The following is a 25,691-nucleotide window of genomic DNA, read 5'->3' as shown; positions in this document are numbered from 1 at the left end:
TATGAAAAAGATCAGAGTAGGTGTAATCGGGTGCGGCAGTATTGCCCAGCATCGTCATTTACCAGAATATCAAGTAAATCCAAATGTAGAGCTTACAGCCGTTTGCGATATCAATCAAGAGCGGGCAATCGAAGTAGCCGAAAAATACGCTGTTCTTTCCTATACAGATTATAACGAGTTGCTGAAAAGTGGTGAGGTGGACGCGGTAAGTGTTTGTACACCAAACTATCTCCATGCTCCTATCACCATTGCTGCTTTAGAGGCAGGTCTTCATGTCCTTTGCGAGAAGCCAATGGCAACCTCTAAAGAAGAAGCTGAAGCGATGATTGCAGCAGCTGAAAAAAACGGCAAAAAATTAATGATTGGTCATAATCAGCGTTTTGTTCCATCCCATCAAAAAGCCCGCCAGTTGATTGCAAACGGAGAAGCCGGCAGAATTTACAGCTTCCGTACAGCGTTTGGTCACGGCGGCCCTGAAGGCTGGAGTGTAGACGGAAAAGAAAGCTGGTTTTTCGAAAAAGAAAAAGCGTTTGTCGGTGCTATGGGTGACTTAGGTGTCCATAAAACCGATTTATTGCGGTATATATTAGGGGAAGAAATTGTTGAAGTGGGTGCCTTTGTTGAAACGAATGCAAAGGATTTTGCTGATGTGGATGATAATGCCGTTTGTGTATTGAAAACAGAAAGCGGCATCATCGGTACACTTGCCGCCAGCTGGGCTTATACCAGCAAGGAAGATAACTCTACCATTATTTACGGTGAGAAGGCAATCCTTCGCTTAGAAGATGATCCAATAAATTCTCTTGTTGTTCAATATAGCAATGGCGAAGTAGTGAAATATGAACTAGGGAAAATTCAATCAAATGATGCGGGTGGTCAAAACAATACCCATGTCATCGAACATTTTGTAAATGCTATTCTGCTAGATGAAGAGCCTGCTGTAACTGGTGAAGAAGGAATGAAATCACTAGATGTAATTCTAGGAGCACTTAAGTCAAACGAAACGAAGCAAATTGTTAAAGTAAGATAACTATTAAAAACTAGAGTTGGCAGCAAACATAGCGGTCAACTCTGTACTATTTAGTGTGATAGATATAACGTTAATAAAAGTGAGGAGAAATTAATATGAAACTAGGCGTCTTTACCGTATTATTTGCTGAAAAAACATTCGAGGAAATGTTGGATACTGTTCAAAAAGCGGGCTTACATGCTGTTGAAATTGGTACCGGCTGCTACCCTGGAAACAACCACTGCGATTTAGATTTACTGCTAGAAGACGAAAATGCAAGACGTGAATATATTCAAAAAGTGGAGGACCGCGGATTAATCATCAGTGCGTTCAGCTGCCATGGCAATCCGATTTCTCCTGAAAAAGAATTTGCTCAAAGCTCACATGAAACACTTATAAAAACAATTAAACTGGCATCGTTACTGAATGTACCAGTTGTTAACTGTTTTTCAGGTACAGCTGGCGACCATGAAGGTGCAAAGTATCCTAACTGGCCTGTTACCCCTTGGCCAAATGAATATGGCGATGTTCTGAAGTGGCAATGGGAAGAAAAGCTCATTCCATATTGGAAGGAAGTTGGCCAGTTTGCAAAGGATAATAATGTGAAAATCGGGCTTGAACTCCATGGCGGCTTTTTAGTCCATACCCCATATACGTTGTTAAAATTACGTGAAGAAACCTGTGATGCGATTGGAGCTAACTTAGACCCAAGTCACTTATGGTGGCAAGGAATTGACCCTGTAGCTGCAATTAAGATTTTAGCAAAAGAAAATGCAATCCATCATTTCCATGCAAAGGACACATACATTGATCAAGAAAATGTGAATATGTATGGGTTAACAGATATGCAGCCATATGGAGAAGTACGTTCGCGGGCGTGGACGTTCCGTTCGGTTGGCTGTGGACATGGTTTAAAAGAATGGTCTGACATGATGAGCGCCCTTCGCACATATGGCTATGATTATGTCGTTAGTATCGAGCATGAAGATCCAATCATGTCTATAGAGGAAGGATTTACGCGAGCTGTAAACAATTTGAAATCTGTCTTAATTGAACAGCCTGTTTCGCAAATGTGGTGGGTATAACTCCTAAGAAAAACATCTAAGATTAGAGGTGCCATATGAATAAAAAGTGGTGGAAAGAAAGCGTGGCCTATCAGGTTTATCCTAGAAGCTTCGTGGACAGCAATGGTGACGGGATTGGCGATCTAAAGGGTGTCACTTCCAAGTTAGATTACTTAAAAGAGCTTGGCATCGATGTGATTTGGTTATCGCCAATGTTCAAATCTCCCAATGATGATAATGGCTATGACATTTCCGATTATCAAGATATTATGGACGAGTTTGGAACGATGGCAGATTTTGATGAGCTCCTTGAAGGTGTTCATCAACGCGGGATGAAATTAATATTAGATTTGGTTATTAATCATACAAGTGACGAGCATCCTTGGTTCATTGAGTCCCGCTCTTCCAAGGATAATCCAAAGCGCGATTGGTACATTTGGCGAGATGGAAAAGGCTTAAAGGCACCAAATAACTGGGAATCCATTTTTAGTGGGCCGGCATGGAGATATGATAAAGAAACTGAACAATATTTCATGCACATCTTTTCACCACGCCAGCCGGATTTAAATTGGGAAAACCCTGAGGTCAGAAATGCATTATATGACATGGTCAATTGGTGGCTCGATAAGGGAATAGATGGATTCCGTGTGGATGCGATTTCTCACATAAAAAAAGAACCGGGATTCCCCGATATGCCGAACCCTGAGAATCTAGACTTTGTCCCATGCTTTCCGAAAATGATGAACGTGGAAGGGATTGATGAATTCCTAACCGAATTCTCACAAAAAACGATTAAAAACTACGATATTATGACGGTTGGGGAAGCTAACGGTGTTGGGTTGGACGATGCGGATAAATGGGTCGGTGAAGACAACGGGTACTTCAATATGATCTTCCAATTTGAATTCTTGGGTCTCTGGGATAAGGATGCAGATGACCGTGTGGATGTACGTGCATTGAAGAAGAATCTGACCAAATGGCAGAAAGGATTAGAAGGTAAGGGATGGAACGCCTTATTCATTGAAAACCATGATCAGCCGCGCCGGGTTTCTAGCTGGGGAAATGACCGCAAGCTTTGGAAGGAAAGCGCCAAAATGTTGGGTGCGTTATACTTTCTGATGAAGGGTACACCGTTTATTTATCAAGGTCAGGAAATTGGGATGACTAACGTCCAGTTCCCATCGATTGAAGATTATAATGATGTTGGAATGGTTAACTATTACAAAGTGGAAACGGCAAAAGGGCGTTCTCACGATGAGATTATGGAGATTATTTGGAAACAGTGCCGTGACAATGCTCGGACTCCGATGCAATGGGACGCTTCCAATATGGGAGGGTTTACGACTGCTAATCAAACATGGTTAGGGGTAAATCCAAACTATAAAGAGATTAATGTTGAGTCTCAAATAAATGATCCTGACTCAATTCTATCTTTTTATAAAAAGTTGATTCAGTTGCGGAAAGATAACCCGCTGTTTGTTTATGGAACCTATGAGTTACTGTTACCAAATCATAAGCGATTATTTGTCTACACCCGCCGTCAGGGCGGCCGAAAAGCGATTGTGATTAACAATTTTAGTGAAAAACCAACAAGATTTAAAGTGCCGGCAAGTGTCTCCTACACGAATTCTGAACTAGTATTAAATAATTATCATGTAGCAGACAAGAAATTAAGAAAAGAGTTTACCTTAATGCCTTATGAAACACGGGTATATTTTTTATAATAAGGTCCCTTAACCCACTATTAAAAAAGACGATTCGGACTCGAAGCGTCTTTTTTGATAGCTTTTATTCAGATTTAGCTGTCTTAAATAGAAATTTCCGCCTTTGCTAATTTCCTGTGTTCCCATGGTTTCATCATCCAGCGTTTTAATGCAAAACAGCCCCGCAGCCATTCGTCTGCACCCTGAGCCAGCCAGACACCGAGTAATCCCAGACCATAATGGACACCAAGGAGGTAACTTAGTGAAACGGCAATGCCCCACATCGACAAGATGCCGATAACCACTGGGAAACGGACATCCCCCGCCGATTTAAGCGAACCCATCAAAACAATATTCATCGCCCTGCCGGGTTCTACAAAGACGATTGCCCATAAGACGGGCAGACCCACAGCAATAATTTCAGGATTTTTTGTAAAAGTCTCCAATATAGGCGATCCGATTAAGGCAATTATTAGGGATGTTACTGTTGAGGCAGCCATGGCAATTTTTAAGGTCCGAATCCCCCGCTTTAAAGCCTGGTCAAACTGCCTGCCGCCAATGTATCTAGCAACTAATAACTGTGTCCCTTGGGCAATGGCGACCGTAAACAGAAAACAAATATAGTTTATATTTAACACATATACACGTGCCGTTAGGGAAGCAGTACCCATGGAGACAACGAAGCTGGTAATAATCAGCTGTGAGAATTGGTAGGACAGATTCTCTCCTGCGGAGGGGATCCCAATCCCTAGCAGCCCTTTAATATCCTCTTTTTTCGCACTTATAATATCTTTGATGGTGAGGTTTAAAGCGAGACGATTAAAGACAAGGTAAAGTAAAGCGATAACCGCAAAGGCACGTGCAAGCACAATGGCCCAGGAGACCCCTGTCACCCCCGTAACCGGTAAACCAAAAATGCCTGTGAGGGCCAAGACGTTTCCAACAATACTGATAAAATCAGTCATCATCGTGACGAGCATAGATTCTTTTGTATACCCATGGCTCCGCAGGACGGCACTTAGCGCAAGGGAGATGGATTCAAAAAAGAGGGAAATACCACAAATCCGAAGAAAGGTTAATCCGTAATCAAATACGTTCCCTTGAATATCGAAAAGTTGTAAAAGCTGTTTCCCAAAGAAAAAAACGATGACAGACACGACGATACCAAACCACACGTTTAGTCCAAATATGGTACGTGATAACTCTCTGGCCTGTTTTAAACGGTCTGCACCAAGGCTTTGGCTGATTAAGACTGTACCACCAATCGAAGTTACATTAAACACGAGGATAAATATATTTAAAAGCTGGTTGGCAACCCCTACACCGGCAGCTGCTGAATCGGAATAATGGCCCAACATGAAGGTGGCGATGATACCGATTCCCATATGCAGCAAGAGTTCAATAAACAGTGGCCAAGAGATACTAAAAAGTGATTGTTCTTTATATTTATACGATTTTTCCTCCAAATTTCTTATACTCCTTTTGTCTATTAACTTATTAAAATGTAAATTCCATTGTACACCCAACAGTCTTATAAAAATAGTGGGAATTCTTAAGGGTCTCTATTACCATATTCGCATTAGGCTTGTATAAGACGAGAAGAAAAAATAGCTGACCACCTAGTTGAAACGGTCAGCAAAACTGGAAACAATGTTGACGTTTTAGTACCCCCACTTCATTGCAATCGTTAAAGTACAGCAGTTGATCGGATCATGCTGAGTACCAAGTGTTGATAGGGTGAAGGTAACGCCAGTAGGTGTAAATTTCACTATAACAGGGATTTTTAGTCCTATGGTTTTAATTAATCGATCCACTTCCGCATTTTTTCCTTGTTGTGCAGCAGCCATTACTTTCCCTGCGAACGGAGCATTTCCTAACCGATCTAACAGGATACTTCCTTGCTCCATTAACAGACGATACGTTTTGACTGATTCCTCAAATATCTTCGTATTGACGGGGGGGTAGGAACGGGGGCTTAAATAGTTTACAGTATATATTGGATAAACCGGCATATGAGGAACAACCGAATAATGAAAAGGGTTGTGGTACATGCTGACGCTCCTTCCATAATCAAAAAAACAAGGCAATATAAAAGTATGAAATAAAAGGGTCTTTTGTTCCTATTGTGTATAGGTGGAAGGGGAATACAAAAAGCATGTACTATTTACATGCTGGTTGAAACAAAAACGAATAACGAATTTATTGATAAAAAGGGGATGATGATGATTAGTCAGGCTATTATATTATTCATTCTTGCTGGACTAGCTGAAATTGGCGGGGGGTATTTGATCTGGCAGTGGCTGCGTGAGGACAAACCATTGTGGTATGGAGTTATTGGCGGAATTGTATTAGTGGTATACGGGGTTATTCCTACGTTTCAAAAGTTTCCCTCGTTTGGAAGGGTATATGCTGCCTATGGGGGAGTCTTTATTATTCTGGCGATACTTTGGGGATGGGGAATTGATAAAAAGACACCTGATACATACGATTGGATTGGTGCGGTGATCTGTTTGATTGGTGTTACGGTGATACTTTGGGCTCCTAGGCATTGAAATGGTATTTTTTTCGATTAACGCTGAATTTTTACTATATAGGTGTTATTGATAATACTCCGATAGATACGTTAATATTTACTTTTTTCTCAGCCTTTACTGAATTTGAAAGAGATATTATAATGCGGAACTCAAGAGGGATAAACAAAATCCTAATTTCCATAAGGGTTCTGATATGGCAAAATTAGAGCTTTGCACTTTAATAGACAAATATGAACTTATAATTGAAAAGTTCGAAGAATTGGAATCTAATATAGATAAACTGCTTGAACAAATTCCGGGCGTTGTAGGTTAATTGTTTTAAACATTTGAAGCACGGAATAGTCAGTCAAACAACTAAAATATGGGCAGGGGCCTGTCGGGCAAATGACTGACATCCACCACATGGAAAGGTTGGACGAAGGAATTTTGGAGCAAAGACTCTGTGAGAATGAGAAATGTGGAGATCCACCAGTGTGACCATACTTTAACATTTTACCCATCTTTTAGGTAAGGGTAGTTTGGTAGCTATAGGTCTTTTTTTACCTTGCTCCCAAAATCATCCTTGAATACACTTTTATACCAAAACTGCAAATGAATTTAAAACGGATTACTACGTAATTTGAAGAAAACAAGAGAAATTGGGAGATTTTCCTTTCTATATAGAGAGAGTGTAGGAGATATTTATCATTTTAAAAAAATTGGATGAATTTAAACAGAATTATATAACGAAAATTTAAAGAAAGAAGGCGCTTATATGGGAAATCATTATGAAGTGGTTATTATTGGGGCGGGATCAATGGGAATGGCTGCTGGTTATTATTTATCCAAGTTAGGAATAAAAACATTACTTCTTGATCTTCACAATCCACCGCATGATAAGGGTAGCCATCATGGTGAAACAAGAATTATTCGACATGCGTATGGTGAAGGGAATCAGTATGTACCACTTGTATTGAGAGCGCATGAATTATGGGAACAACTTCAGGAGGAATCTTACAAGCAATTATTTTTGCAAACAGGGGTACTATGCGCTGGAGCACCAGGATCCTCCTTCACAAAGGAAGCAATAAATAGTGGTAGGGAATATTCTTTGCCTTTTGAAGTCTTATCAAGTGAGGAAATGGCGTATCGATGGCCCGGTTTTACATTCTCAGAAGGGTTTACCGGCTGCTTTGAAACGAGGTCAGGAATTTTGTTTAGTGAACAATGCATCCAAGCTTTTAGAGACTTAGGACTGGCAAATGGTATGACCTTACTGCCATTTACAAAGGTGGAAAAGATTGAAGTTTATTCGAATGGAGCAACTATTCGAACAGCGAATAATGCCTACCATACAGATTTTGTGGTTGTAAGTGCAGGTGCATGGTCGGGGAAACTGTTAAATGATTTAGGATTGGATCTTCCGCTTCAGCCAATTAGGAAAACTGTTTCATGGTTTAAGTGTGACCCAGAATTATATGATTTTAGTGTATTCCCGGCTTTTACGGTTGATTTACTATATGCCCATTATTACGGGTTTCCGAGTATTGGTAGTAGTGGAATTAAAATCGGCCGCCACGATGGAGGAGTACAGGTTGACCCGGATGAAGCAGTAAGACCTCATGGGCCTAATGATGAAAAAGAGATTCATTCATTTTTAGGAACATATATGCCTTCAGCGAATGGGCCTTTAGCAGCAGGAAAAACATGTTTCTATACGGTAACGCCCGATGAACATTTTATCTTAGACCAGCATCCCGAGTATCCACATATGTTTATTTCCGCTGGTTTTTCTGGTCATGGTTTTAAATTTGCAAGTGTTGTTGGTGAGGTAATTAGCCAGGTAATTACAAAAGGAAAATCTTATTACGATCTAACTAATTTTTCAATAAAGAGATTTAAGTAGTAGACGTCTTAAAGTGCGTCTATTTATATGTAGTGAAAAAAGGATTAATAAAAATAGCAATAATGTGCTAATGTATCGAAATATCCTCTAGAGTCAAATGATTTAAATATAGATATAATCACTTTATCACACTAATTGATTAATCACTTAATTTTCAATCAATTGAAAGCGCATTAATTAACTAAGAGGAGGAGAGATTGAGCCGTTAAATAATTTATTCAAGACCAAATATGTGAAAATTCGAAATTTGGGGAGGAGAATTACTGGTGAATGAACAAACCTATAGGATGGACGACGCACCGCTAAATAAGTTTCATATAAGGATTACAGCACTGACCTTTGGATCCAATTTTTCTGATGGATATGCTCTCGGGATAATTGGAATGGCTCTTAGCCTCCTTGGTCCGCAAATGCATCTTAGTCCTTTGTGGAATGGTTTAATTGGAAGTTCTGCCTTAATTGGATTATTTTTTGGAAGCCTTTTGCTCGGTGGGCTTTCTGATAAAATTGGAAGGCAGAAAATATTCTTATCCAATTTTGTTATTATAACAGTAGCATCTGCTTTGCAATTTTTTGTAAATGATCCAGTAACGCTTTTTATAATACGGATATTAATTGGTATTGCTCTTGGTGGGGATTATGCAGTAGGTTCTACTTTACTTGCGGAATTTGCGCCCAGAAAGTACAGAGGTATTCTATTATCCTCATTAAATGTTTTATGGACAGTTGGTTATGTTCTTTCTAATGTTATAGGATATTACCTTGGAAAGATGGGCCCCGATTCCTGGCGTTGGATGCTTGTTAGTGCAGTGCTTCCTGCTGCAATTGTTTTAGTCATGCGTATTGGAACTCCTGAATCACCAAGATGGCTTGTAAAAATGGGCCGAGAAGAAGAGGCAAAAGAAATCGTGAGAAAATATATTGGACCTCATGCCGTAATGGAGGAAAATATTGCGCAAGAAGTCACCACTAATTATGGAATCAAGGATCTTTTCAACAAACATCTTTGGAAACGGACTGCTTTTGGTGGCCTATTTTATGTATGTCAGGTAGTCCCTTACTTTGCCATTTATACTTTCCTTCCCACAATTTTAGAAAAATTGGGATTTGAAGAAACCTTTATGGTTGATATGCTATTAAATCTATTCCTTCTTGTTGGTGCAATCGCTGGTTTATGGTGTACAGAGAAGCTCTCACGCCGCGGTTTTACCATTTATACCTTTATTATTTTGACTCTATCCTTATTTATTTTAAGTCTTCTACCAGCAGGATCGCATGGTTTTGCTATCATTGCTTTTTCCATTTTCACCTTTGTCATGTCTGCGGCTTCAAATCTTACACTTGTCTATCCAGCCGAATTATTCCCAACGGAAATTCGCGGTACAGGCGTTGGTGTTGTTACAGCGATAAGCCGAATCGGTTCAGCAATTGGAACATTTCTATTACCGATTAGTGTAAGCTCCTTTGGAATGACAACATCGATGATCTCCATGTCCGTTATCTTATTAATCGGAACGGTTGTCTCGATTGCATGGGCACCAGAAACGAAATCACTTGGCTTGAATGAAGCGAGTGATCCAAATCTAGATGTTGATTTTAGCATAAATAGAGAGGGAAAGAGTGTTGAAATAGGAAGATAACATTCATTTCTTGGTTATATCGCAACACGAAAGGAGTAAGTAAGGAAAATGATTACTACCAAATCAAACATCCACCCAAGGGAAATAAAAAAAGTTACATTGGGCAATGGAGAAATTTCCATAAATGAAATCATTGCTGTTTCTAGATACGATGCAGAGGTTTTATTTTCGCATGATTACCGTAACCGGGTAAATATTTCACGAACGGTCATTGAAAAGTTTTTGGATGAAGAACGAGTTATTTACGGGGTCACAACGGGATTTGGTAGTAACATAACAAAAAATATCTCCTCAGAAGATACCGAGACCCTTCAAAAAAATATCATTCGTTCTCATGCAGTATCTGTTGGTTCTCCGTTAGAAAAAGAAGTGGTAAGAGCCATCCAATTCATGATTCTAGTTAATTTAGGAAATGGTTTCTCTGGTGTAAAGTTAGCGACTTTAGAACTTTTAAGGTCGCTACTCAATCATCAAATTGTTCCTTTTGCCCCTGGAGAAGGATCGGTTGGATATTTATCTCCGGAAGCCCATATGGCCTTAGTGTTAATTGGGGAAGGAAAAGCATGGCACAATGGTGAGCTTATTCGAGGAAGTGATGCTTTAGAAAAAGCTGGTTTACAGCCTGTTTCATTGGGCTGTAAGGAAGGATTAGCACTTATAAGTGGAACGACATCAGTCACAGCTTTAGCTTCATTAGCTCTCTATAACAGTATTCAAGCAGCAAAAACAGCTGATATTGTGGGTGCCATGTCTTTAGAAGCGTTAAAGGGCACCATTCAAGCCTTTAATCCACGAACCCATTCAGTTAAGAAACATGAAGAGCAGGCTGGCACGGCACGCAATATTATAAATATGCTGAAAGGCAGTGAGATTGCCGAAAAATATCGGGATTACCGATTACAGGATGCTCTTAGCCTAAGATGTATTCCTCAAGTTCACGGAGCTATAAAAAAGGTTTTAAAAGATGCAGAATTTACTATATGTAATGAGATAAACTCATCAAGTGACAATCCACTGATTACCACAGAGGATCAAGGAGATGCCCTTATGGGAGGGAATTTTGATGGAACATTTGTCGGTATCTATGCGGATACGATAGCCATCGCAATGGCCAATCTCGCAAAGGTTTCAGAGAGAAGGTTAGATCGGCTCGTCAACTTTCATGTAAGTGAACTTCCGAATTTTCTAGTAGCAAAACCAGGCTTAAATAGCGGTTACATGATTCCGCAGTATACAGTAGCAGGGCTACTTAATGAAATAAGGGTTCTTGCTCATCCCGCAACAGTAGATAATACGCCAACCTGTGCAAATCAAGAGGATGTTGTCAGTTTTGCCTATTTTGCAGCAAAAAAAGCTTATCAAATAACTAAAAAGCTGGAGTATATTTTAGGACTTGAGCTGATGGCAGCTGTTCAAGCCTTGGATTTTCATCACCCTTTAAAACCTTCACCCGCCAGCCAAAAGGTTTATGAGCTGATCAGGAGTGTCGTTCCGACTGTAGAAGAAGATCGATATTTTTATCCCGATATTCAATTTATTACCAACCTAATTCGTGAAGGAGAAATCCTAAACGCTATCGAATTGATAATTGGAAAACTAGATTGGTAACAATGACTATAATAATTGGAAGCTTTTTTACTCATCTTTATTAGAGTAGAATAGCTTCCATTGTTATTTGGGGGAATTGGGATATGCTCGAAGAACTGATACAAATATCTTTTTCACAGTTACTACTTTCAGGAACCTTTGTACATGTGGCACCTTTTAAGGATTTGCAAGAAAGGTTTGGGGTGAAAATTCAGCCCAATGTAGTGGTTTTAGTTTCGGTGGATCGCTATCCAGATTTAGCTGAGGGAAAACCGATTGAATGGAAAATCAATATTGGAAGAAAACTTATAGAAGAATTAGACACCATCTTGCCTATTCCATTTTTATGGGCATGGTCGGAAGAGGGGGTTCTAGCACTTTTACTGGATTTTCATGGGGTAAATATACAGGATAGAAAGAGGGAAGTCCTATTACATGCAGAGGAGATTCAAAGAATTTCCGATAAAATTGGAATACATGTTTCGATTGGTATAGGAGATTTTTATAATGACCCATCTTACCTAAATTGTTCGTATGAAGAGGCAAAAAAATCAATGTCAGGTAGATTTTTTCAAGGGAATAAATTAATTTTTCACACAGATATGAGAAAAAAAATGGTTGAATCCTTAATGATCCCTTTAACGAAAGAAAAGTCAGAACTATTTTCTTTAGTTAGAATCGGGCACACAGAAGGGGCCGTGACCCAAATCAAAGGAATCATGATTAGGGTTGCTGAAATTTATAAGTATAATGAAGATGTTTTTAAATCCGAGTTAATTGACTTGCTTATGATGATGTCCAGAATTGTTTTAGAAGCTGGAGTAAGTCCTGTCTCGATTTTAACCAATACGGCAAATGTGATTCAAGATCTGTATCAAACAATTCGATATGATAAATTTGTAATAAAAGTCAGTAAATATGCAAAATGGTTAACCGAACAGGTAGAAAAAATATATATTCGTGATGTTTCACCCATTATTAAGCATGCGATTCGTTATATGAAAGAGAATCTTCAAAAAGATGTTTCTTTAGAGGATATCGCCCATTATTGTCATTTAAGCAGATATCATTTTAGCCATCTTTTTAAAAATGAAGTTGGAACGAGTGCCATGGAATTTTTTAATAAGCTAAGAATTGATAAATCCTTATTTTATTTGGAAAAAACGGATTTTCCTGTACAAGAAATTGCCATTCAAGTGGGCTTCCATGATTCCAATTACTTTAGCCGAGTATTTAAAAAATATATGAATTCTAGCCCAACGGAATATCGACGGTTAAAGAGGAAGATATAAAAATTTATTAGGTGTCCAGCCTCATACCTTAAAGAAAGATAAACCACAGAGAAAAAGACTAACGAATGGCTCAAAGGCACCATAGTGTAACGACCTTCTTCGCCAGCATTCTAAACAGTACGGCCTGCAGTGGCAATGCTTTGAACCAATTACCAGGCGTTTATCGGTGACAAAATTGACTGGTACGGGATTCTGGTTTCTTATATTGGACTACCTTTATTCTTATTTGGATATTTTAGCTTTAAAATTGTAAAGAAATCAAAAATGGTTCCATTAGGGGAGGCTGATTTCAGCCGGGAATAAGATGCTTTTTTTCTAACACCTTGGAACGTCTAGGCGACAGTAGCTTGTGTTAGAGTGGGAATCGGAGAAGAAAAGATGTTTATGTTGTTTACCGAAGAGGATTCAGCAGAAGAGCACTGCCAATTCGGGGCACTGATATTTTTTAACCAAGAGGTATTCGGTTGGCTAGATGTAGTATTGGATAAAAATCAGGTTTCAGTGGCAACGTCTAATTATTACCCTTCCTGCAAGGAAATTGTGGTATCCTTTGTTAGGGAGGAGAGTCTAATATGCTAAAAAGTTTAAATAAGCGACTTGTCAAAATTATGCCACTCATCACTCCGGTCAGTGTCATTCTAGGGGTACTTCTTAGTACGTATATAAAGGATTTTTCTTATCTAATACCATGGTTTTTTGCCTTTATGACCTTTGAAGGCAGTTTAAGCTCTAATTTCCGATCATTAAAGGATGTGATCATTCATCCCTTTCCTATATTCCTAGCGATGTTGATTTTACATGTCCTTATGCCGCTATGGGCCTGGGGGATTGGTCATGTTGCTTTTGCAGGAGATGCATACACGATTACAGGACTTGTTCTTGGTATGGTGATTCCAACGGGTGTCACGAGTTTCATTTGGGTTTCGATCTATAAAGGGAATATTCCCTTGGTTTTATCGATTATTTTAATCGATACGTTATTATCTCCGATTATTGTTCCCTTGACCCTGTCATTATTTATTGGTCAAAAAGTCGAGATGGATACAATTAGTATTATGAAAGGTATGTTGGGGATGGTGGTAATCCCGTCATTAATCGGGATGACTTTAAACCAGCTATCAAAGGGGAAAGTGAAAGAACAAATAGGGCCAAGCCTTGCTCCTTTTTCAAAGATTTGTTTAGGTATTGTTGTGATGTTGAACGGGTCGGTCGTTGCCCCTTATTTGAAACATATTGATCTTAAGCTGGTTAGCATTATAGTAATTGTCTTTTTCATCGCTTTAACCGGTTACTTATTTTCCTTCTTTGTAGGCCGATTAATGAAAAGGGGACAGGGTACTGTGATTACACTGACGTTTACTGGCGGGATGAGAAATATTAGTGCGGGTGCAGTATTAGCGGTCTCCTTTTTTCCGGCAGCAGTTGCGGTACCGGTTGTTGTTGCGATGCTATTTCAGCAAATCCTGGCTTCGTTAAATGGCCATTTTGTTGAGCGTTTTTATAGTAAAAAGGAAGTCAATAATCAGAAGTCAATTGCTTTATAGATGTTAAAAAAGCCAGTTTGAAGAAACTGGCTTTTTACTATGCATCATTACTAATATGCTTAAATGTGGAAACCTGAAATAAGCCTTGATCTGTTAGCTTTAACTCCGGAATCACCGGCAGTGATAAAAAGGAAAGCGTTAAGAAGGGGTTAAAGTGCTCGTTCGCTCCTAACGTTCGAAGAGCCAGATTTATTTCATTTAAATTAGTGTACACTTCCTGATAAGGGCGATCAGACATCAACCCTGCAATAGAAAGCTCTAATGAGGCAATTACTTCCCCTTTATTAACAACAACCATCCCACCTTGCATATCTTTAATCGCGTTAGCTGCAACAACCATATCATAATTATTAGTGCCTGCAATGATTAGGTTGTGAGAATCATGGGCGATGGTGGTAGCGATCGCCCCTGATTTTAGGCCCAGGCCTTTTACAATACCCAAACCTATTGCACCTGTCATATGATGGCGTTCAATGACGGCTAACTTTAATTGATCCTTTTCTTTAGATGGTCGAAACAAACCAAGTTCACAGGTATCTACTTCTTCAATTTGATGGATCGTTACCAGGCTGTTAGGAATAATTTCAATAATATTTGCCTTCTTTTCCTTCAAAAGAATCTGAAAACTATCCTCTTCAAGCTCATGAAAGCGGACAGATTCTCTTATTGATACTGATATCGAAGGATCTGCGTTTCCTAGTTCACTGATTAGCAACCCATTCTTAACAACTGCTCGACCATCTTTATATACATCGGTGATCTGAATGGTGTCGAGATTATCAAAGAAGATGAAATCCGCCCTGTAACCAGGGGCAATGGCTCCTTTGTCTTCAAGACCAAAACATTCTGCCGCATTAATGGATGCCATTTGAATAGCAGTTAAGGGAGAGAGCCCTGAAGCAATCGCCAGTCGAACATTATGATCAATACTGCCTTCGTGAACTAGGTCATCTAGGTGCTTATCATCTGTCACAAATAGACAGCGGCGGGCGTTACGCTCATTTACAACAGAAATTAACTGATTCAAGTCTTTGGCAACTGTGCCTTCACGAATCATTAAGTACATTCCTCTGCGAAGACGATCTCTTGCTTCATCTGTGGTCGTACTTTCATGATCTGTTCGAATGCCCGCAGACATATATACATTTAAGTCATTAGCCTTTAGACCTGCTGCATGGCCATCGATTTTTTTACCCAAGTGTTTGGCGTCAGATATTTTACCGACCATATCTTGTTCGGCGTTTACCACGGCTGGGTAGTTCATTACTTCTGCTAATCCCAGTACTCGCGGATGTTGATAAAAAGGCTTTAAATCCTCAGCCGTAAGTGTGGCACCGGAATGTTCGAAGGCTGTTGCCGGCACACAGGAGGGGAGCATAAAGTAAAAGTCAAAGGGAAGGTTTTCAGTTGAATTAAGCATATATTGAATGCCAGTCACCCCTGAAACATTGGCAATTTCGTGGGGATCCGCAATTATGGTAGTAACCCCATGGAGGAGGAGGACCTTAGCAAATTCCCTTGCTGTAACCGTTGAGGACTCAATATGGACATGACCATCAATGAAAGCTGGAGAAATATAACAGCCTTTAGCATCAATGATGTTTTTCCCACTGTATACTCCAATCCCTGCAAAATACCCGTCAACTATAGCAATGTCACCTTCCATTATTTCTCCGTTAAATACATCAACAATTTTTCCATTCTTAATGACGGTATCTGCAGGTTCTTTTCCAGAGGCCACAGAGATTCTTCTTTCTAATTGATTTCTCTCCATCTTCAACATCCTCTTTTTGTCAGATTAGTATTCCACCTTATTTTGTGATTTTTTCCATGTTTTAAACGGCAGGTCGCCATTAGCGGGGAAAATTTGCTTCATAGGGATTTTTCGCGCTTCGAAAGGTAATGCGAGCTGGTCATAAATAAATTGATCATCGAAGCCGATTTTGGCTGCGTCCTCTTTAGTGCAGGCATAATAAACAGCTTTTGGACGTGCCCAATAAATGGCGCCAATACACATTGGGCATGGTTCGCAGCTCGTATAGATTTCACAGTCCTCAAGTTGAAAGCTTTTTAGAGTTTGGCAGGCCTCGCGGATCGCCTGAACCTCAGCATGGGCTGTGGGATCGTTTAACGCTGTAACTTCATTACGGCCTCTACCAATAATTTTCCCCTCTTTTACTACTATAGCTCCAAATGGTCCACCATGACAGGTCATCACATTGGTTAGAGCCTCATCAATGGCTACCACCATAAATTTATCAGCTGACATCATAATCTCCCCAATCGTCTCTATATTAAACGTTTGTCGTTAAAGGTTTATGCCTTGTAATAGGAAAGTAAGATTTTCCCTTTTAAGCTTGAGATATATTATTCTATAACACACGTATATTTTCTCCTTTGTCGTAAGGGTTTCTGACAGACTTTTTCAAAATAGCCATCGTAAGAAAGGATGCCAACGATATAACTGTTAAAGATTAAAGGATCAGCCTTTCTAATTCTGATAAATAAAATTTTTTATGTTAGATTATATGACGCCAATGTAGAAGCTATCTCCTCTTTTGGATATTATTAGTGAAAAGCTGATGATAGAAACGTTAACATTTTCCTTAGTTACATATTCTCACCTATCCAACTGAGCCCAAATTTTAGAGAGATAGAACATGGTTGTTTTTAGGAGGTCTATTAATAAATAAATTTAAGGGGGTCTTGTATGGATGGGATACATGAGATTCTAGACGCGATTGTCGAGTCTGCTAATGATGATGTCCTTGCTACGATTATTCGCGTAGAAGGATCAGCTTATCGAAAAGAGGGGGCTTCCACGCTGTTTCGAGGTGATGGAACGCAAATAGGTCTTCTAAGTGCCGGATGTCTTGAGACGGATTTGTCCTTTCGAGTTCAAGAAGTCATAAACCAAAGAAAAACAAACACCGTTGTTTATGATTTAAGGGACGAAGACGATCTGTCATGGGGGCAGGGGGCAGGCTGTAACGGTGTAATAAGTGTTCTCTTGGAACCGATTGATGCCTGTCTTCGTGAGCATCTCTGTAAATTAAAGTTCCATTTAGATAATGGGAACCGTGTGACGGTGATAAAAAAATTAGCGAAAGACAATTCAGTTACTGACTATTTGTTTATCACAGATCATCAACAGCTGTTTGGAAAGTGGCACGGAAGAGTACCCCTGCAAATAAAAAGGCTCGTAAATGATATACATCAAAAAATACCGAAAAGTGGAATTTCTTATTTACCAGAATTATCAGCTGATATTTACATCCATTGCTTTGAACCTAAGCCTCGGTTAATTATTTTTGGGGCTGGCCGGGATGTAATTCCATTAGTTAATATGGCAGCTCAAGCAGGCTTTTCCGTCCTTGTCTCTGATTGGCGCTCGGCGTTATGTAAAGAAGAATATTTTTCGGAGGCTAATCAATTAATTGTGGGTTTTCCGAATGAAGTGGTGCCTATGCTGACTTTATCCAGCTTAGACTCTGTCATCATCCTTACACATCATTTTCAAAAGGATCGAGAATTGTTACATCTTCTAAAAGGTAAAAAATTAAGATATTTGGGTGTGCTGGGCTCAAAAGCTAGGACGCAACGTTTGCTTGATGGCCGAGAAATACCGCCGGAGATTAAGAGCCCCGTTGGATTGCCAATAAGGGCGGAAGGTCCAGAGGAGATTGCGGTTAGTATTGTAGCGGAACTAATTCAGAGACAGCGGACAAAGCGGCCTGAGATGGTAATGGAAAGGAGCTGGTCGAGTAATGAGTAAGCAGGGAGCAACGATGTTGAACTCGCCAGCTGTTTGGCTTCCGGATAATCTGGCAGCAGCCTGGCAATTAAAAAAACAGTTAGGTGAAGTTGCTAGCTTTATCGCGGGAGGAACACTCATGCAGACTCAGTGGCAAAAAGGTACGGATTGCCCCCGCCATTTAATTAGTTTGGAACAGATTAAAGAATTGCAAGGTTGTGAGAGAGCCAATTTTAACGGAGAAGCTGGTATCCGGATTGGTGCTTTAACCACACTAGCTGCTTGCAAGGAACACCCTTCACTTTTAAAAAATATCCCCTTATTAGCAGAGGCTATAAGAAATGTTGCAGCACTGGCTGTTCGTAATCGTGGAACGATTGGCGGCAATATTGCGGGAGGATTTGGCGACATAATTCCTGCCCTTTTGGCCCTCGATGCAACCTTATCCTTTTATGATGAAGGTAAAACAAAACTAAAAAGATTATCAGATTGTCTAGGTAAATCAAATGCTGCAATTCTTACCGCCATTTATGTTCCTGACAATAAAGAGTTTGAAAGGAAGAGTTATTTTTATAAAAAGCTTGGATACAGGGAAGCATTTACACCTAGTATTGTAACCATCTCTGGCTGCTGTCATCTCAACGAACAAAAGGAGGTCGAGTACATTCGCCTTGCTGCGGGGGGAGGGACAACGCCGCCTCAACGACTGGCCGGGGTTGAAAGATTAGTGGAAGGTTCCAAATTATCCAATGAACTCTTAAAAAATCTTTTTCAAAAGATAAAAGATGAATTCAATGCAGCTACAGATGCGTTTACGACGGCAGATTATAAAAAAACGGTCGCTGCCAATATGATTGTTTCAAAGATTGCTGGCTTTGCTGGTTAGAAAAGGAAGGGATCTTATGGCATTACAAACTAGCCTTTCAGAGCTGAAAAGAAGGGTACGTCCTGATGGTCCCGAAAAAGTGACCGGCAGAATGAAATACCTAACAGACCTAACGTTTCCTAACATGTTATATGGGAAAATTTTAAGAAGCACGGAGCCGCATGCCGAGATTTTATCTATTTCGGTCGATGAAGCAGAGCAACTTCCAGGTGTTAGGGCTGTTGTCACTTACAAGGACGTTCCTGGTTTGAATGGTTTTGGACTTATTTTTCCGGATCAGCCAGTTTTATGTGAAGACCGCGTCCGATATGTCGGAGATGCTCTAGCTGCTGTCGCGGCAGATACAAAGGAAATCGCCGAGCAGGCAATACGGTTAATTCGGGTTGAATACAAGAAGCTGCCAGTTGTTGATAGTCCCGAAAAATCTCTTCAGCCTGATGCACCGCTTCTTCATCCAGGAGGCAACATTCTGCATCATCCTTATTTTAAAAAAGGGGATGTGGAAACCGCTTTTCAAACATGCGCAATTGTAGTCGAGGAAACCTACGAGTTGCCAAGGCAAATGCATGCCTATATGGAAACCGAGGGCGGAGTGATTGTCCCGGAACCAGATGGAAAATTAACCGTTTATGTAGGTACGCAGCATGGTTTTAAGGACCGGTTTCAATTGGCAAGAATTCTGGATATGCCGGAAACGGATATCCGTGTAGTTTCAAGCCCAATGGGTGGTTCCTTTGGCGGAAAGGATGAATTAAATATCCAGCCTTATGGGGCATTACTGGCATTAGCGACAAAATGCCCTGTCAAAATTCATAACAGCAGACAGGAATCGGTCAGAGCAGGGCTTAAACGCCATCCAATGAACATTATGATGAAAACGGGAGTGGATCAAGAGGGGAATATTCTTGCCCATAAGGTAAAAATTATCGCTGATACTGGGGCGTATGCCACTTTAGGTCCTGCCGTTTTAGATTTTGCTGTGGAGCATGCACCAGGTCCCTATATCATCCCACATATGGAAATAGAGGGATTATCTGTTTTTACCAATAATGGCGTATCAGGTGAGTTCCGAGGCTTTGGCGGAAACCAGATCACGTTTGCATTAGAGGGGCAAATGGACCGGCTTGCTAATAAGTTGAATATGGATCCAGTAACATTCCGTTTAAAGAATTTAAGGAAATCGGATGATCCTGGGCCATTAGGACAAAAAATAGCTCCTACGAATGGAGCATCAGATGTCCTTCAAGCGATTGAACGTTCCCATGCTGAAAAATCCAAGAGGTGGAAGCAGGAGGAACTCGATAAATGGAAGGTGAGAGGGACTGGCATTGCCCTCACGATGCATGGAGGCGGACTTGGAATCGACCGGAATGATCCTGCCGGCGGCCGGCTTTCTTTTACAAAGGCCGGGAAAATTGAAGCCGCCTTCGGGTTTGAAGAGTGTGGTCAAGGTCTTTTGGCCGTGATTGAAACCTTACTAATAGAAGAATTCGAGTGTACAGAAAAAGATATTAAGATTGTTATAGGAGATACCGCTTTGGTACCTGTGAGCGGTTCATCGACTGCCTCAAGATCAACAAGTATGGTATGGCAGGCACTAATGAGAATGAAGGATTCCTTTCGGAAGCAAGTTTTAGAACTCGCACAGATGATTACAGGGATTTCTGCTGATCAGCTGCAAATGGGACCAAGGGGAATCTGGAAGGCCGGAGAGATGGATGCTTCGGGTCCTTTTATTACTTTCGCCCAGCTGGCGCATCAGATGCCAACTGGCCGGTCAATTAATGTCCACACTTCGTTTAACTTTCCAACGAGTCCTGATGCAACAGTGGGAGGAAGTCATTATCTTTATGCTTTTGCAGCTGTAATCGCTCACGTAGAAGTGGATTTGTTAACAGGCCAAGTGAAGGTGAGTACAATCGACCAAGCGGTAGCAGGTGGCCCTGTTGTCAGCCCGTTGGGATATCTAGGTCAAATAGAAGGAGGAGGCGTAATGGCCCTAGGTTATACCATGATGGAGGAAGCCGTCATGGATAAGGGAATCTATCTAACTGATAACTTTGACAACTATTTTATTCCCACCATTTGTGATGTTCCCTACAAGACGAATGTTGAGGCGATTGAAAAACTGGCGGTGGGCGACCCATTTGGTCCAAGAGGGGTAGGGGAAATTGGGACGGTTGCGGTTGCGCCGGCGATTGTTCGAGCGATTTATGATGCAACGGGATGCTGGGTGAATAAGCTGCCTGTTTCTCCTGAATTTTTATTAAAATCTATCAGTTTAGGAGAGATGAAACCATGGATATGAAGCATGTCATCCAGAGTGTTGACCTGCCAACAGCTGCCCCTAAAATAGAGCTTACCCTTACTATAAATGGTGTCCTCCATCAGTTAGAGGCAGCACCGGCAGCAAGGCTATTGGATATTTTACGGGAAGACTTAGGGTTGTCAGGCACAAAAATATCCTGTGAAATTGGCCGCTGTGGTGCTTGTGCCGTTCATATGAATGGTCAATTGGTTAACTCATGTCTGGTTTTGGCCTACCAGGCTAACCATACCTCCATTAATACAATAGAAGGACTAGAGGAGGATGAATTACATCCGATTCAAAAAGCGTTCTTAGAAGAGGGCGGATTTCAATGCGGGTATTGCACCCCGGGGATGATTATGGCTGTTAAGGCATTGCTTGATTCAAACCCCAGCCCTACTAAACAACAAATACAGGAAGCACTCTCGGGGAATTTATGCCGTTGTACGGGATATGGCGGAATCATTCGTGCAGTGGAAAAGGCGATTACAAGCTTAAAAGAAAATCAGGTTACTAACATCGAGGAGTGATTGACCGATGGCTAAAGCTCTAACTGAAGTAGTTAAGGAGGATAAAAAAACAACAGAGCTATTGATAAAGAATGGCCTTGTCTTTACTGAAGAAGGATTTCGTGAGGTAACCATTAAAATTATCGACGAGAAGATTGTCTCACTTATGGAAAGTGAAGCAGGTCCGTTGATTGAGATAGCTGAAAACATTATCGATGCAAGTGGCTGCATAGTGGTTCCCGGATTTATCGATGCCCATGTTCATTTTAATGATCCAGGCAGAACCGATTGGGAAGGGATTGAGACAGGAAGCCGTGCCGCCGCAATGGGTGGGACGACCACCATTTTTGATATGCCGCTAAATTGTTCCCCATCTACCATAAGCTTACAAAATTTAACTGATAAGAGAGAGTATTTAACGTCATTATCCCATATCGATTATGCCCTCTGGGGCGGGATGACTGGTACTAACCTAAATAATAGACAGGAATTAGCCCAAATGAGTGAGGGAGTGATTGCCTGGAAGTCATTTATGAGTGAAAGTGGGATCGATGACTTTCAATACTTATCTCCCACTGAATTGAAACAAGCCATGCTAGCGGCAAAGGACCATGGCAAAGTACTCGCCCTCCACGCGGAATGGGAAAAGGATATTGCTAGACTTATAGCTTTTAATAAACAGCATCCATGGCTGAATGAACGAAGTGCTTATTTAGCGAGCAGACCAATCTCGGCAGAAGAAAAGGCAGTAAGTTATGCGTTAGAGCTTGCCGCCAAATATGGAACAGCTCTTCATTTTGTTCATATTAGTTCACCAAAAGTTGTCGGTCTGATCGAGCAAGCTAAAAAAAGCGGCTTGAACGTAACAGTGGAAACCTGCCCCCACTATTTAATCTTTGATGAAGAGGATTTTCTCAGGGAGGGAGCGATTCTCAAATGTGCACCGCCGTTAAGACCACGTGAGGCTGTCGAAGGATTATGGGACTGTATTGCAAATGGCATGATTGACACAATTGGGTCTGATCATTCCCCATGTCTTTATTCCATGAAGTCAACCGATTCGATCTGGGAAGCTTGGGGTGGTATCCAAGGAGTTCAATTTACGTGGCTGGCAATGGTGGATGAGGCTTTGAAACGTGGAGTGCCTCTTAAACAGATTTTCCCTTTAGGAACCTCCAATGTCGCAGACCGCTTTGGGATTGAGGAAAGAAAAGGAAGAATTAGTCCGGGGTTAGATGCCGATTTAGTCTTCTTCTGTTTAGATGAAACGACTGTTGCCGAAAAAGAGTCTTTTGGATTTCGAAATGCCTTTTCCCCTTATGAGGGCCGGCTATTTTCAACCAAGGTTAAGAAGACGATGCTGCGTGGCAAGGTGATTTATGACGATCTAAAGGGAGTAACAAATGACAAAATGGGTGTCTGCCTGAACTAAGGGAGTGAGGTAAAAGGAATGAAACTTACCCAGAGGGAGCAGGAGAAATTAATGGTCGTGGTGGCAGCCGATTTAGCGAGGCGCCGGAAGGACCGCGGCTTAAAACTTAATTATCCGGAAGCAGTTGCGCTTATAACGTACGAAATTATGGAGGGAGCAAGGGATGGTAAATCGGTTGCGGAATTAATGAGTGCGGGGACCAAAATTTTAGCCTCGGAAGATGTCATGGAAGGTATTCCTGAAATGATTCGGGACATTCAGGTCGAGGCGACATTCCCTGATGGCACAAAACTAGTAACCGTACATCAACCGATTCGATAGAAATTTCGAGTTTTAGGGCTATTCAACGAAATTAGTGAGTTATTCTACGAAACTAAGGGAGTTTTCTACGTTTTCTAGGATCAATTCTACAAAAATTAAATTATTTCTACGAAACAACCAAACTATTCTACAAATAGTGTAAAAAATTTACAATACGCCTAATTTTACGGAGTGAAAAGTATGATTCCAGGTGAATACCGCTTAAGAAAGGACCCAATTATTTGTAATCAAGGAAGGCCTGCTTCAATGGTCATGGTGCTCAATCTTGGGGACCGACCGATCCAAATAGGGTCACATTTTCATTTTTATGAGGTAAACGCAGCACTGCAATTTGACCGCGATCAAACATTTGGCAAACACTTAAATATCCCTGCAGGCACAGCTGTAAGGTTTGAACCTGGCGACGCAAAAGAAGTAGAGCTCGTTCCCTTCGCGGGCCGCCGCGAAGTTTATGGATTAAATAATCAAACAAATGGTCCTCTAGAAACTAAAAAGGAGGGACATCATGAGCTTTAGAATGTCGAGAAAGCAATATGCGGATATGTTTGGTCCCACAACAGGGGATGCCATCCGCCTTGCTGACACTGATTTATTTATTGAAATAGAAAAGGACTTTACCGTTTACGGCGATGAAGTGAAGTTCGGCGGCGGTAAAGTGATTCGGGATGGGATGGGACAGCATCCGCTCGCAACCCAAGCAGACGGAGCGCTCGATACTGTGATTACCAATGCCATTATCGTCGATTATACCGGAATCTATAAAGCGGACATCGGGATTCGTGATGGACGGATTGCTGATATAGGTAAAAGCGGTAATCCGCTCCTGATGGAAAAAGTGGATATGATTATTGGGGCCTCAACAGAGGTCATTGCCGGCGAAGGAATGATCGTCACGGCCGGCGGCATTGATGCTCATATTCATTTTATTAGCCCGCAGCAAATCGAAACCGCCCTATCCTCAGGGATTACGACCATGATTGGAGGCGGCACTGGTCCTGCGACTGGAACCAATGCCACAACCTGTACACCAGGTGAATGGAATATCCATCGTATGTTAGAAGCAGCAGAGGAATTCCCTATGAACTTGGGGTTTTTAGGAAAAGGAAATGCGTCAGCACCAGAACCGTTAATTGAACAAATTAATGCTGGGGTCATTGGCCTAAAGCTTCATGAAGACTGGGGGACAACGGCATCGGCAATCGATCATTGCCTTAGGGTTGCAGACCAGTATGATGTCCAGGTCGCGATCCACACCGATACCTTAAATGAGGGAGGGTTTGTCGAAGATACCTTGGCAGCGATCAATGGGCGGGTCATCCATACATATCATACGGAAGGCGCAGGAGGCGGGCATGCCCCTGATATTATTAAGGTTGCCAGCTATCCCTATATTCTTCCGTCTTCTACTAATCCAACCCGTCCCTATACAAAAAATACCTTAGATGAACATCTTGATATGCTGATGGTATGCCATCACCTAGACCCTGAGGTACCGGAGGATATTGCCTTTGCCGATTCAAGGATTCGCAAAGAAACGATCGCGGCTGAAGATATTCTCCATGATTTGGGCGTATTCAGCATGATTAGTTCCGATTCACAGGCGATGGGCCGTGTGGGAGAGGTCATTACCCGTACATGGCAAACTGCGGATAAAATGAGAAAGCAAAGAGGAAAGATGCCAGAGGATACCGGTGTGGGCGACAATTTTCGGGTCAAACGCTACATTGCCAAGTATACGATTAATCCGGCGATTACTCATGGTATTGCGGAGGAGGTTGGTTCTATTGAGGCAGGAAAACTGGCTGACCTCGTCATCTGGGATCCGGCATTTTTTGGTGTCAAGCCTGAACTGGTACTAAAAGGCGGTATGATTGCCCACAGTTTGATGGGCGATCCAAATGCTTCGATTCCCACTCCGCAGCCTGTATTATACCGCCCTATGTTCGCTTCCTATGGAAAAGCAAAATATTCTACTTCGATTACCTTTATGTCAAAAGCAGCGATTAGTCTTGGTGTTCCAGAGCAGCTCGGATTAAAAAAGCTCATCAAACCGGTCCAGGGAATTCGTCACTTAAGCAAGACAGATATGAAGCTAAATAGTGAAATGCCCAAAATAGATGTGGATCCACAAACCTATGAAGTCATGGTGGACGGGGAACTTGTGACCTGTGATCCGGCTGAGATTCTACCGATGGCACAGCGCTACTTTTTATTTTAAAAGAG

Annotated in this window: 22 protein-coding genes; 18 read left to right on the top strand and 4 right to left on the bottom strand. The window is 41.2% G+C overall.

The genetic code is table 11. From position 1 onward, the window contains the following. Window position 1 precedes the first annotated feature (1 nt). The 3 genes from AAHB15_RS06210 (at window position 2) to AAHB15_RS06200 (ending at window position 3,797) form a co-directional block, all read left to right on the top strand. Window positions 2-1,030, top strand: coding sequence for a Gfo/Idh/MocA family protein (locus tag AAHB15_RS06210; protein ID WP_335573020.1), 1,029 nt, complete (start codon window positions 2-4; stop codon window positions 1,028-1,030). Window positions 1,031-1,125: 95 nt separating this feature from the next. Beyond that, window positions 1,126-2,094: a sugar phosphate isomerase/epimerase family protein gene (locus tag AAHB15_RS06205; RefSeq protein WP_144563328.1), complete on the top strand. Its 969-nt coding sequence runs from the start codon at window positions 1,126-1,128 to the stop codon at window positions 2,092-2,094. 35 nt (window positions 2,095-2,129) lie between these two features. Further along, window positions 2,130-3,797 (top strand): glycoside hydrolase family 13 protein, encoded by a 1,668-nt coding sequence (locus tag AAHB15_RS06200; protein ID WP_335573019.1) that lies wholly within the window; start codon window positions 2,130-2,132, stop codon window positions 3,795-3,797. Between the two features lie 83 nt (window positions 3,798-3,880). On the opposite strand, the gene AAHB15_RS06195 is transcribed toward AAHB15_RS06200, so the two are convergent. Together AAHB15_RS06195 and AAHB15_RS06190 are read right to left on the bottom strand one after the other, a co-directional pair. Continuing rightward, a complete protein-coding gene (locus tag AAHB15_RS06195; RefSeq protein ID WP_335573018.1) occupies window positions 3,881-5,242 on the bottom strand; it encodes an MATE family efflux transporter in 1,362 nt (453 codons plus the stop codon). Between the two features lie 195 nt (window positions 5,243-5,437). Continuing rightward, complete coding sequence (locus AAHB15_RS06190) at window positions 5,438-5,827, bottom strand: hypothetical protein (RefSeq protein ID WP_335573017.1); 390 nt, start codon at window positions 5,825-5,827, stop codon at window positions 5,438-5,440. Window positions 5,828-5,992: 165 nt separating this feature from the next. On the opposite strand from AAHB15_RS06190, the gene AAHB15_RS06185 reads away from it, so the two are divergent. The 7 genes from AAHB15_RS06185 (at window position 5,993) to AAHB15_RS06155 (ending at window position 14,258) form a co-directional block, all read left to right on the top strand. Continuing rightward, a complete protein-coding gene (locus AAHB15_RS06185) occupies window positions 5,993-6,328 on the top strand; it encodes a YnfA family protein (RefSeq protein WP_446715847.1) in 336 nt (111 codons plus the stop codon). A 736-nt stretch (window positions 6,329-7,064) separates the two neighbouring features. Next, a complete protein-coding gene (gene solA, locus AAHB15_RS06180) occupies window positions 7,065-8,195 on the top strand; it encodes an N-methyl-L-tryptophan oxidase (RefSeq protein ID WP_335573016.1) in 1,131 nt (376 codons plus the stop codon). Window positions 8,196-8,461: 266 nt separating this feature from the next. Beyond that, on the top strand, window positions 8,462-9,835 hold the full coding sequence (locus AAHB15_RS06175) for an MFS transporter (RefSeq protein WP_335573015.1): 1,374 nt from the start codon (window positions 8,462-8,464) through the stop codon (window positions 9,833-9,835). 48 nt (window positions 9,836-9,883) lie between these two features. After that, complete coding sequence (hutH, locus tag AAHB15_RS06170) at window positions 9,884-11,443, top strand: histidine ammonia-lyase (protein ID WP_335573014.1); 1,560 nt, start codon at window positions 9,884-9,886, stop codon at window positions 11,441-11,443. An 83-nt stretch (window positions 11,444-11,526) separates the two neighbouring features. Next, a complete protein-coding gene (locus AAHB15_RS06165; protein ID WP_335573013.1) occupies window positions 11,527-12,714 on the top strand; it encodes an AraC family transcriptional regulator in 1,188 nt (395 codons plus the stop codon). Between the two features lie 378 nt (window positions 12,715-13,092). Next, a complete protein-coding gene (locus AAHB15_RS06160) occupies window positions 13,093-13,293 on the top strand; it encodes a hypothetical protein (protein ID WP_342041999.1) in 201 nt (66 codons plus the stop codon). Next, on the top strand, window positions 13,287-14,258 hold the full coding sequence (locus AAHB15_RS06155) for a bile acid:sodium symporter family protein (RefSeq protein ID WP_335573011.1): 972 nt from the start codon (window positions 13,287-13,289) through the stop codon (window positions 14,256-14,258). Before AAHB15_RS06160 ends, AAHB15_RS06155 begins: the two co-directional genes overlap by 7 nt. 37 nt (window positions 14,259-14,295) lie before the next feature. On the opposite strand, the gene ade is transcribed toward AAHB15_RS06155, so the two are convergent. Next, window positions 14,296-16,032 (bottom strand): adenine deaminase, encoded by a 1,737-nt coding sequence (gene ade, locus AAHB15_RS06150; protein WP_335573010.1) that lies wholly within the window; start codon window positions 16,030-16,032, stop codon window positions 14,296-14,298. Window positions 16,033-16,056: 24 nt separating this feature from the next. After that, entirely contained in the window at window positions 16,057-16,527 is a 471-nt protein-coding gene (locus AAHB15_RS06145; protein ID WP_335573009.1) for a nucleoside deaminase, read from the bottom strand. A 441-nt stretch (window positions 16,528-16,968) separates the two neighbouring features. On the opposite strand from AAHB15_RS06145, the gene AAHB15_RS06140 reads away from it, so the two are divergent. The 8 genes from AAHB15_RS06140 (at window position 16,969) to ureC (ending at window position 25,686) form a co-directional block, all read left to right on the top strand. Then, on the top strand, window positions 16,969-18,033 hold the full coding sequence (locus tag AAHB15_RS06140) for an XdhC family protein (RefSeq protein ID WP_335573008.1): 1,065 nt from the start codon (window positions 16,969-16,971) through the stop codon (window positions 18,031-18,033). After that, window positions 18,026-18,898, top strand: coding sequence for an FAD binding domain-containing protein (locus tag AAHB15_RS06135; protein WP_335573007.1), 873 nt, complete (start codon window positions 18,026-18,028; stop codon window positions 18,896-18,898). Before AAHB15_RS06140 ends, AAHB15_RS06135 begins: the two co-directional genes overlap by 8 nt. 16 nt (window positions 18,899-18,914) lie before the next feature. Further along, complete coding sequence (gene pucD, locus AAHB15_RS06130) at window positions 18,915-21,206, top strand: xanthine dehydrogenase subunit D (RefSeq protein WP_335573006.1); 2,292 nt, start codon at window positions 18,915-18,917, stop codon at window positions 21,204-21,206. After that, on the top strand, window positions 21,197-21,736 hold the full coding sequence (locus tag AAHB15_RS06125; RefSeq protein WP_335573005.1) for a (2Fe-2S)-binding protein: 540 nt from the start codon (window positions 21,197-21,199) through the stop codon (window positions 21,734-21,736). The genes pucD and AAHB15_RS06125 overlap by 10 nt, the downstream gene beginning before the upstream one ends. Window positions 21,737-21,743: 7 nt before the next feature. Continuing rightward, entirely contained in the window at window positions 21,744-23,147 is a 1,404-nt protein-coding gene (allB, locus tag AAHB15_RS06120; protein ID WP_335573004.1) for an allantoinase AllB, read from the top strand. A gap of 18 nt (window positions 23,148-23,165) precedes the next feature. Beyond that, window positions 23,166-23,468 (top strand): urease subunit gamma, encoded by a 303-nt coding sequence (locus tag AAHB15_RS06115; RefSeq protein WP_098527381.1) that lies wholly within the window; start codon window positions 23,166-23,168, stop codon window positions 23,466-23,468. 180 nt (window positions 23,469-23,648) lie between these two features. Then, entirely contained in the window at window positions 23,649-23,984 is a 336-nt protein-coding gene (locus tag AAHB15_RS06110) for an urease subunit beta (RefSeq protein ID WP_098527380.1), read from the top strand. After that, the gene (gene ureC, locus AAHB15_RS06105) at window positions 23,974-25,686 is read left to right on the top strand and encodes an urease subunit alpha (RefSeq protein ID WP_342041998.1); all 1,713 of its coding nucleotides are present in this window, start codon (window positions 23,974-23,976) and stop codon (window positions 25,684-25,686) included. The genes AAHB15_RS06110 and ureC overlap by 11 nt, the downstream gene beginning before the upstream one ends. Window positions 25,687-25,691: the final 5 nt, after the last annotated feature.

It is taken from the genome of Bacillus sp. OTU2372 (assembly GCF_038440275.1).
Lineage (GTDB): Bacteria > Bacillota > Bacilli > Bacillales > Cytobacillaceae > Neobacillus > Neobacillus bataviensis_B.
This window is presented reverse-complemented; position numbering and strand designations above follow the sequence as displayed.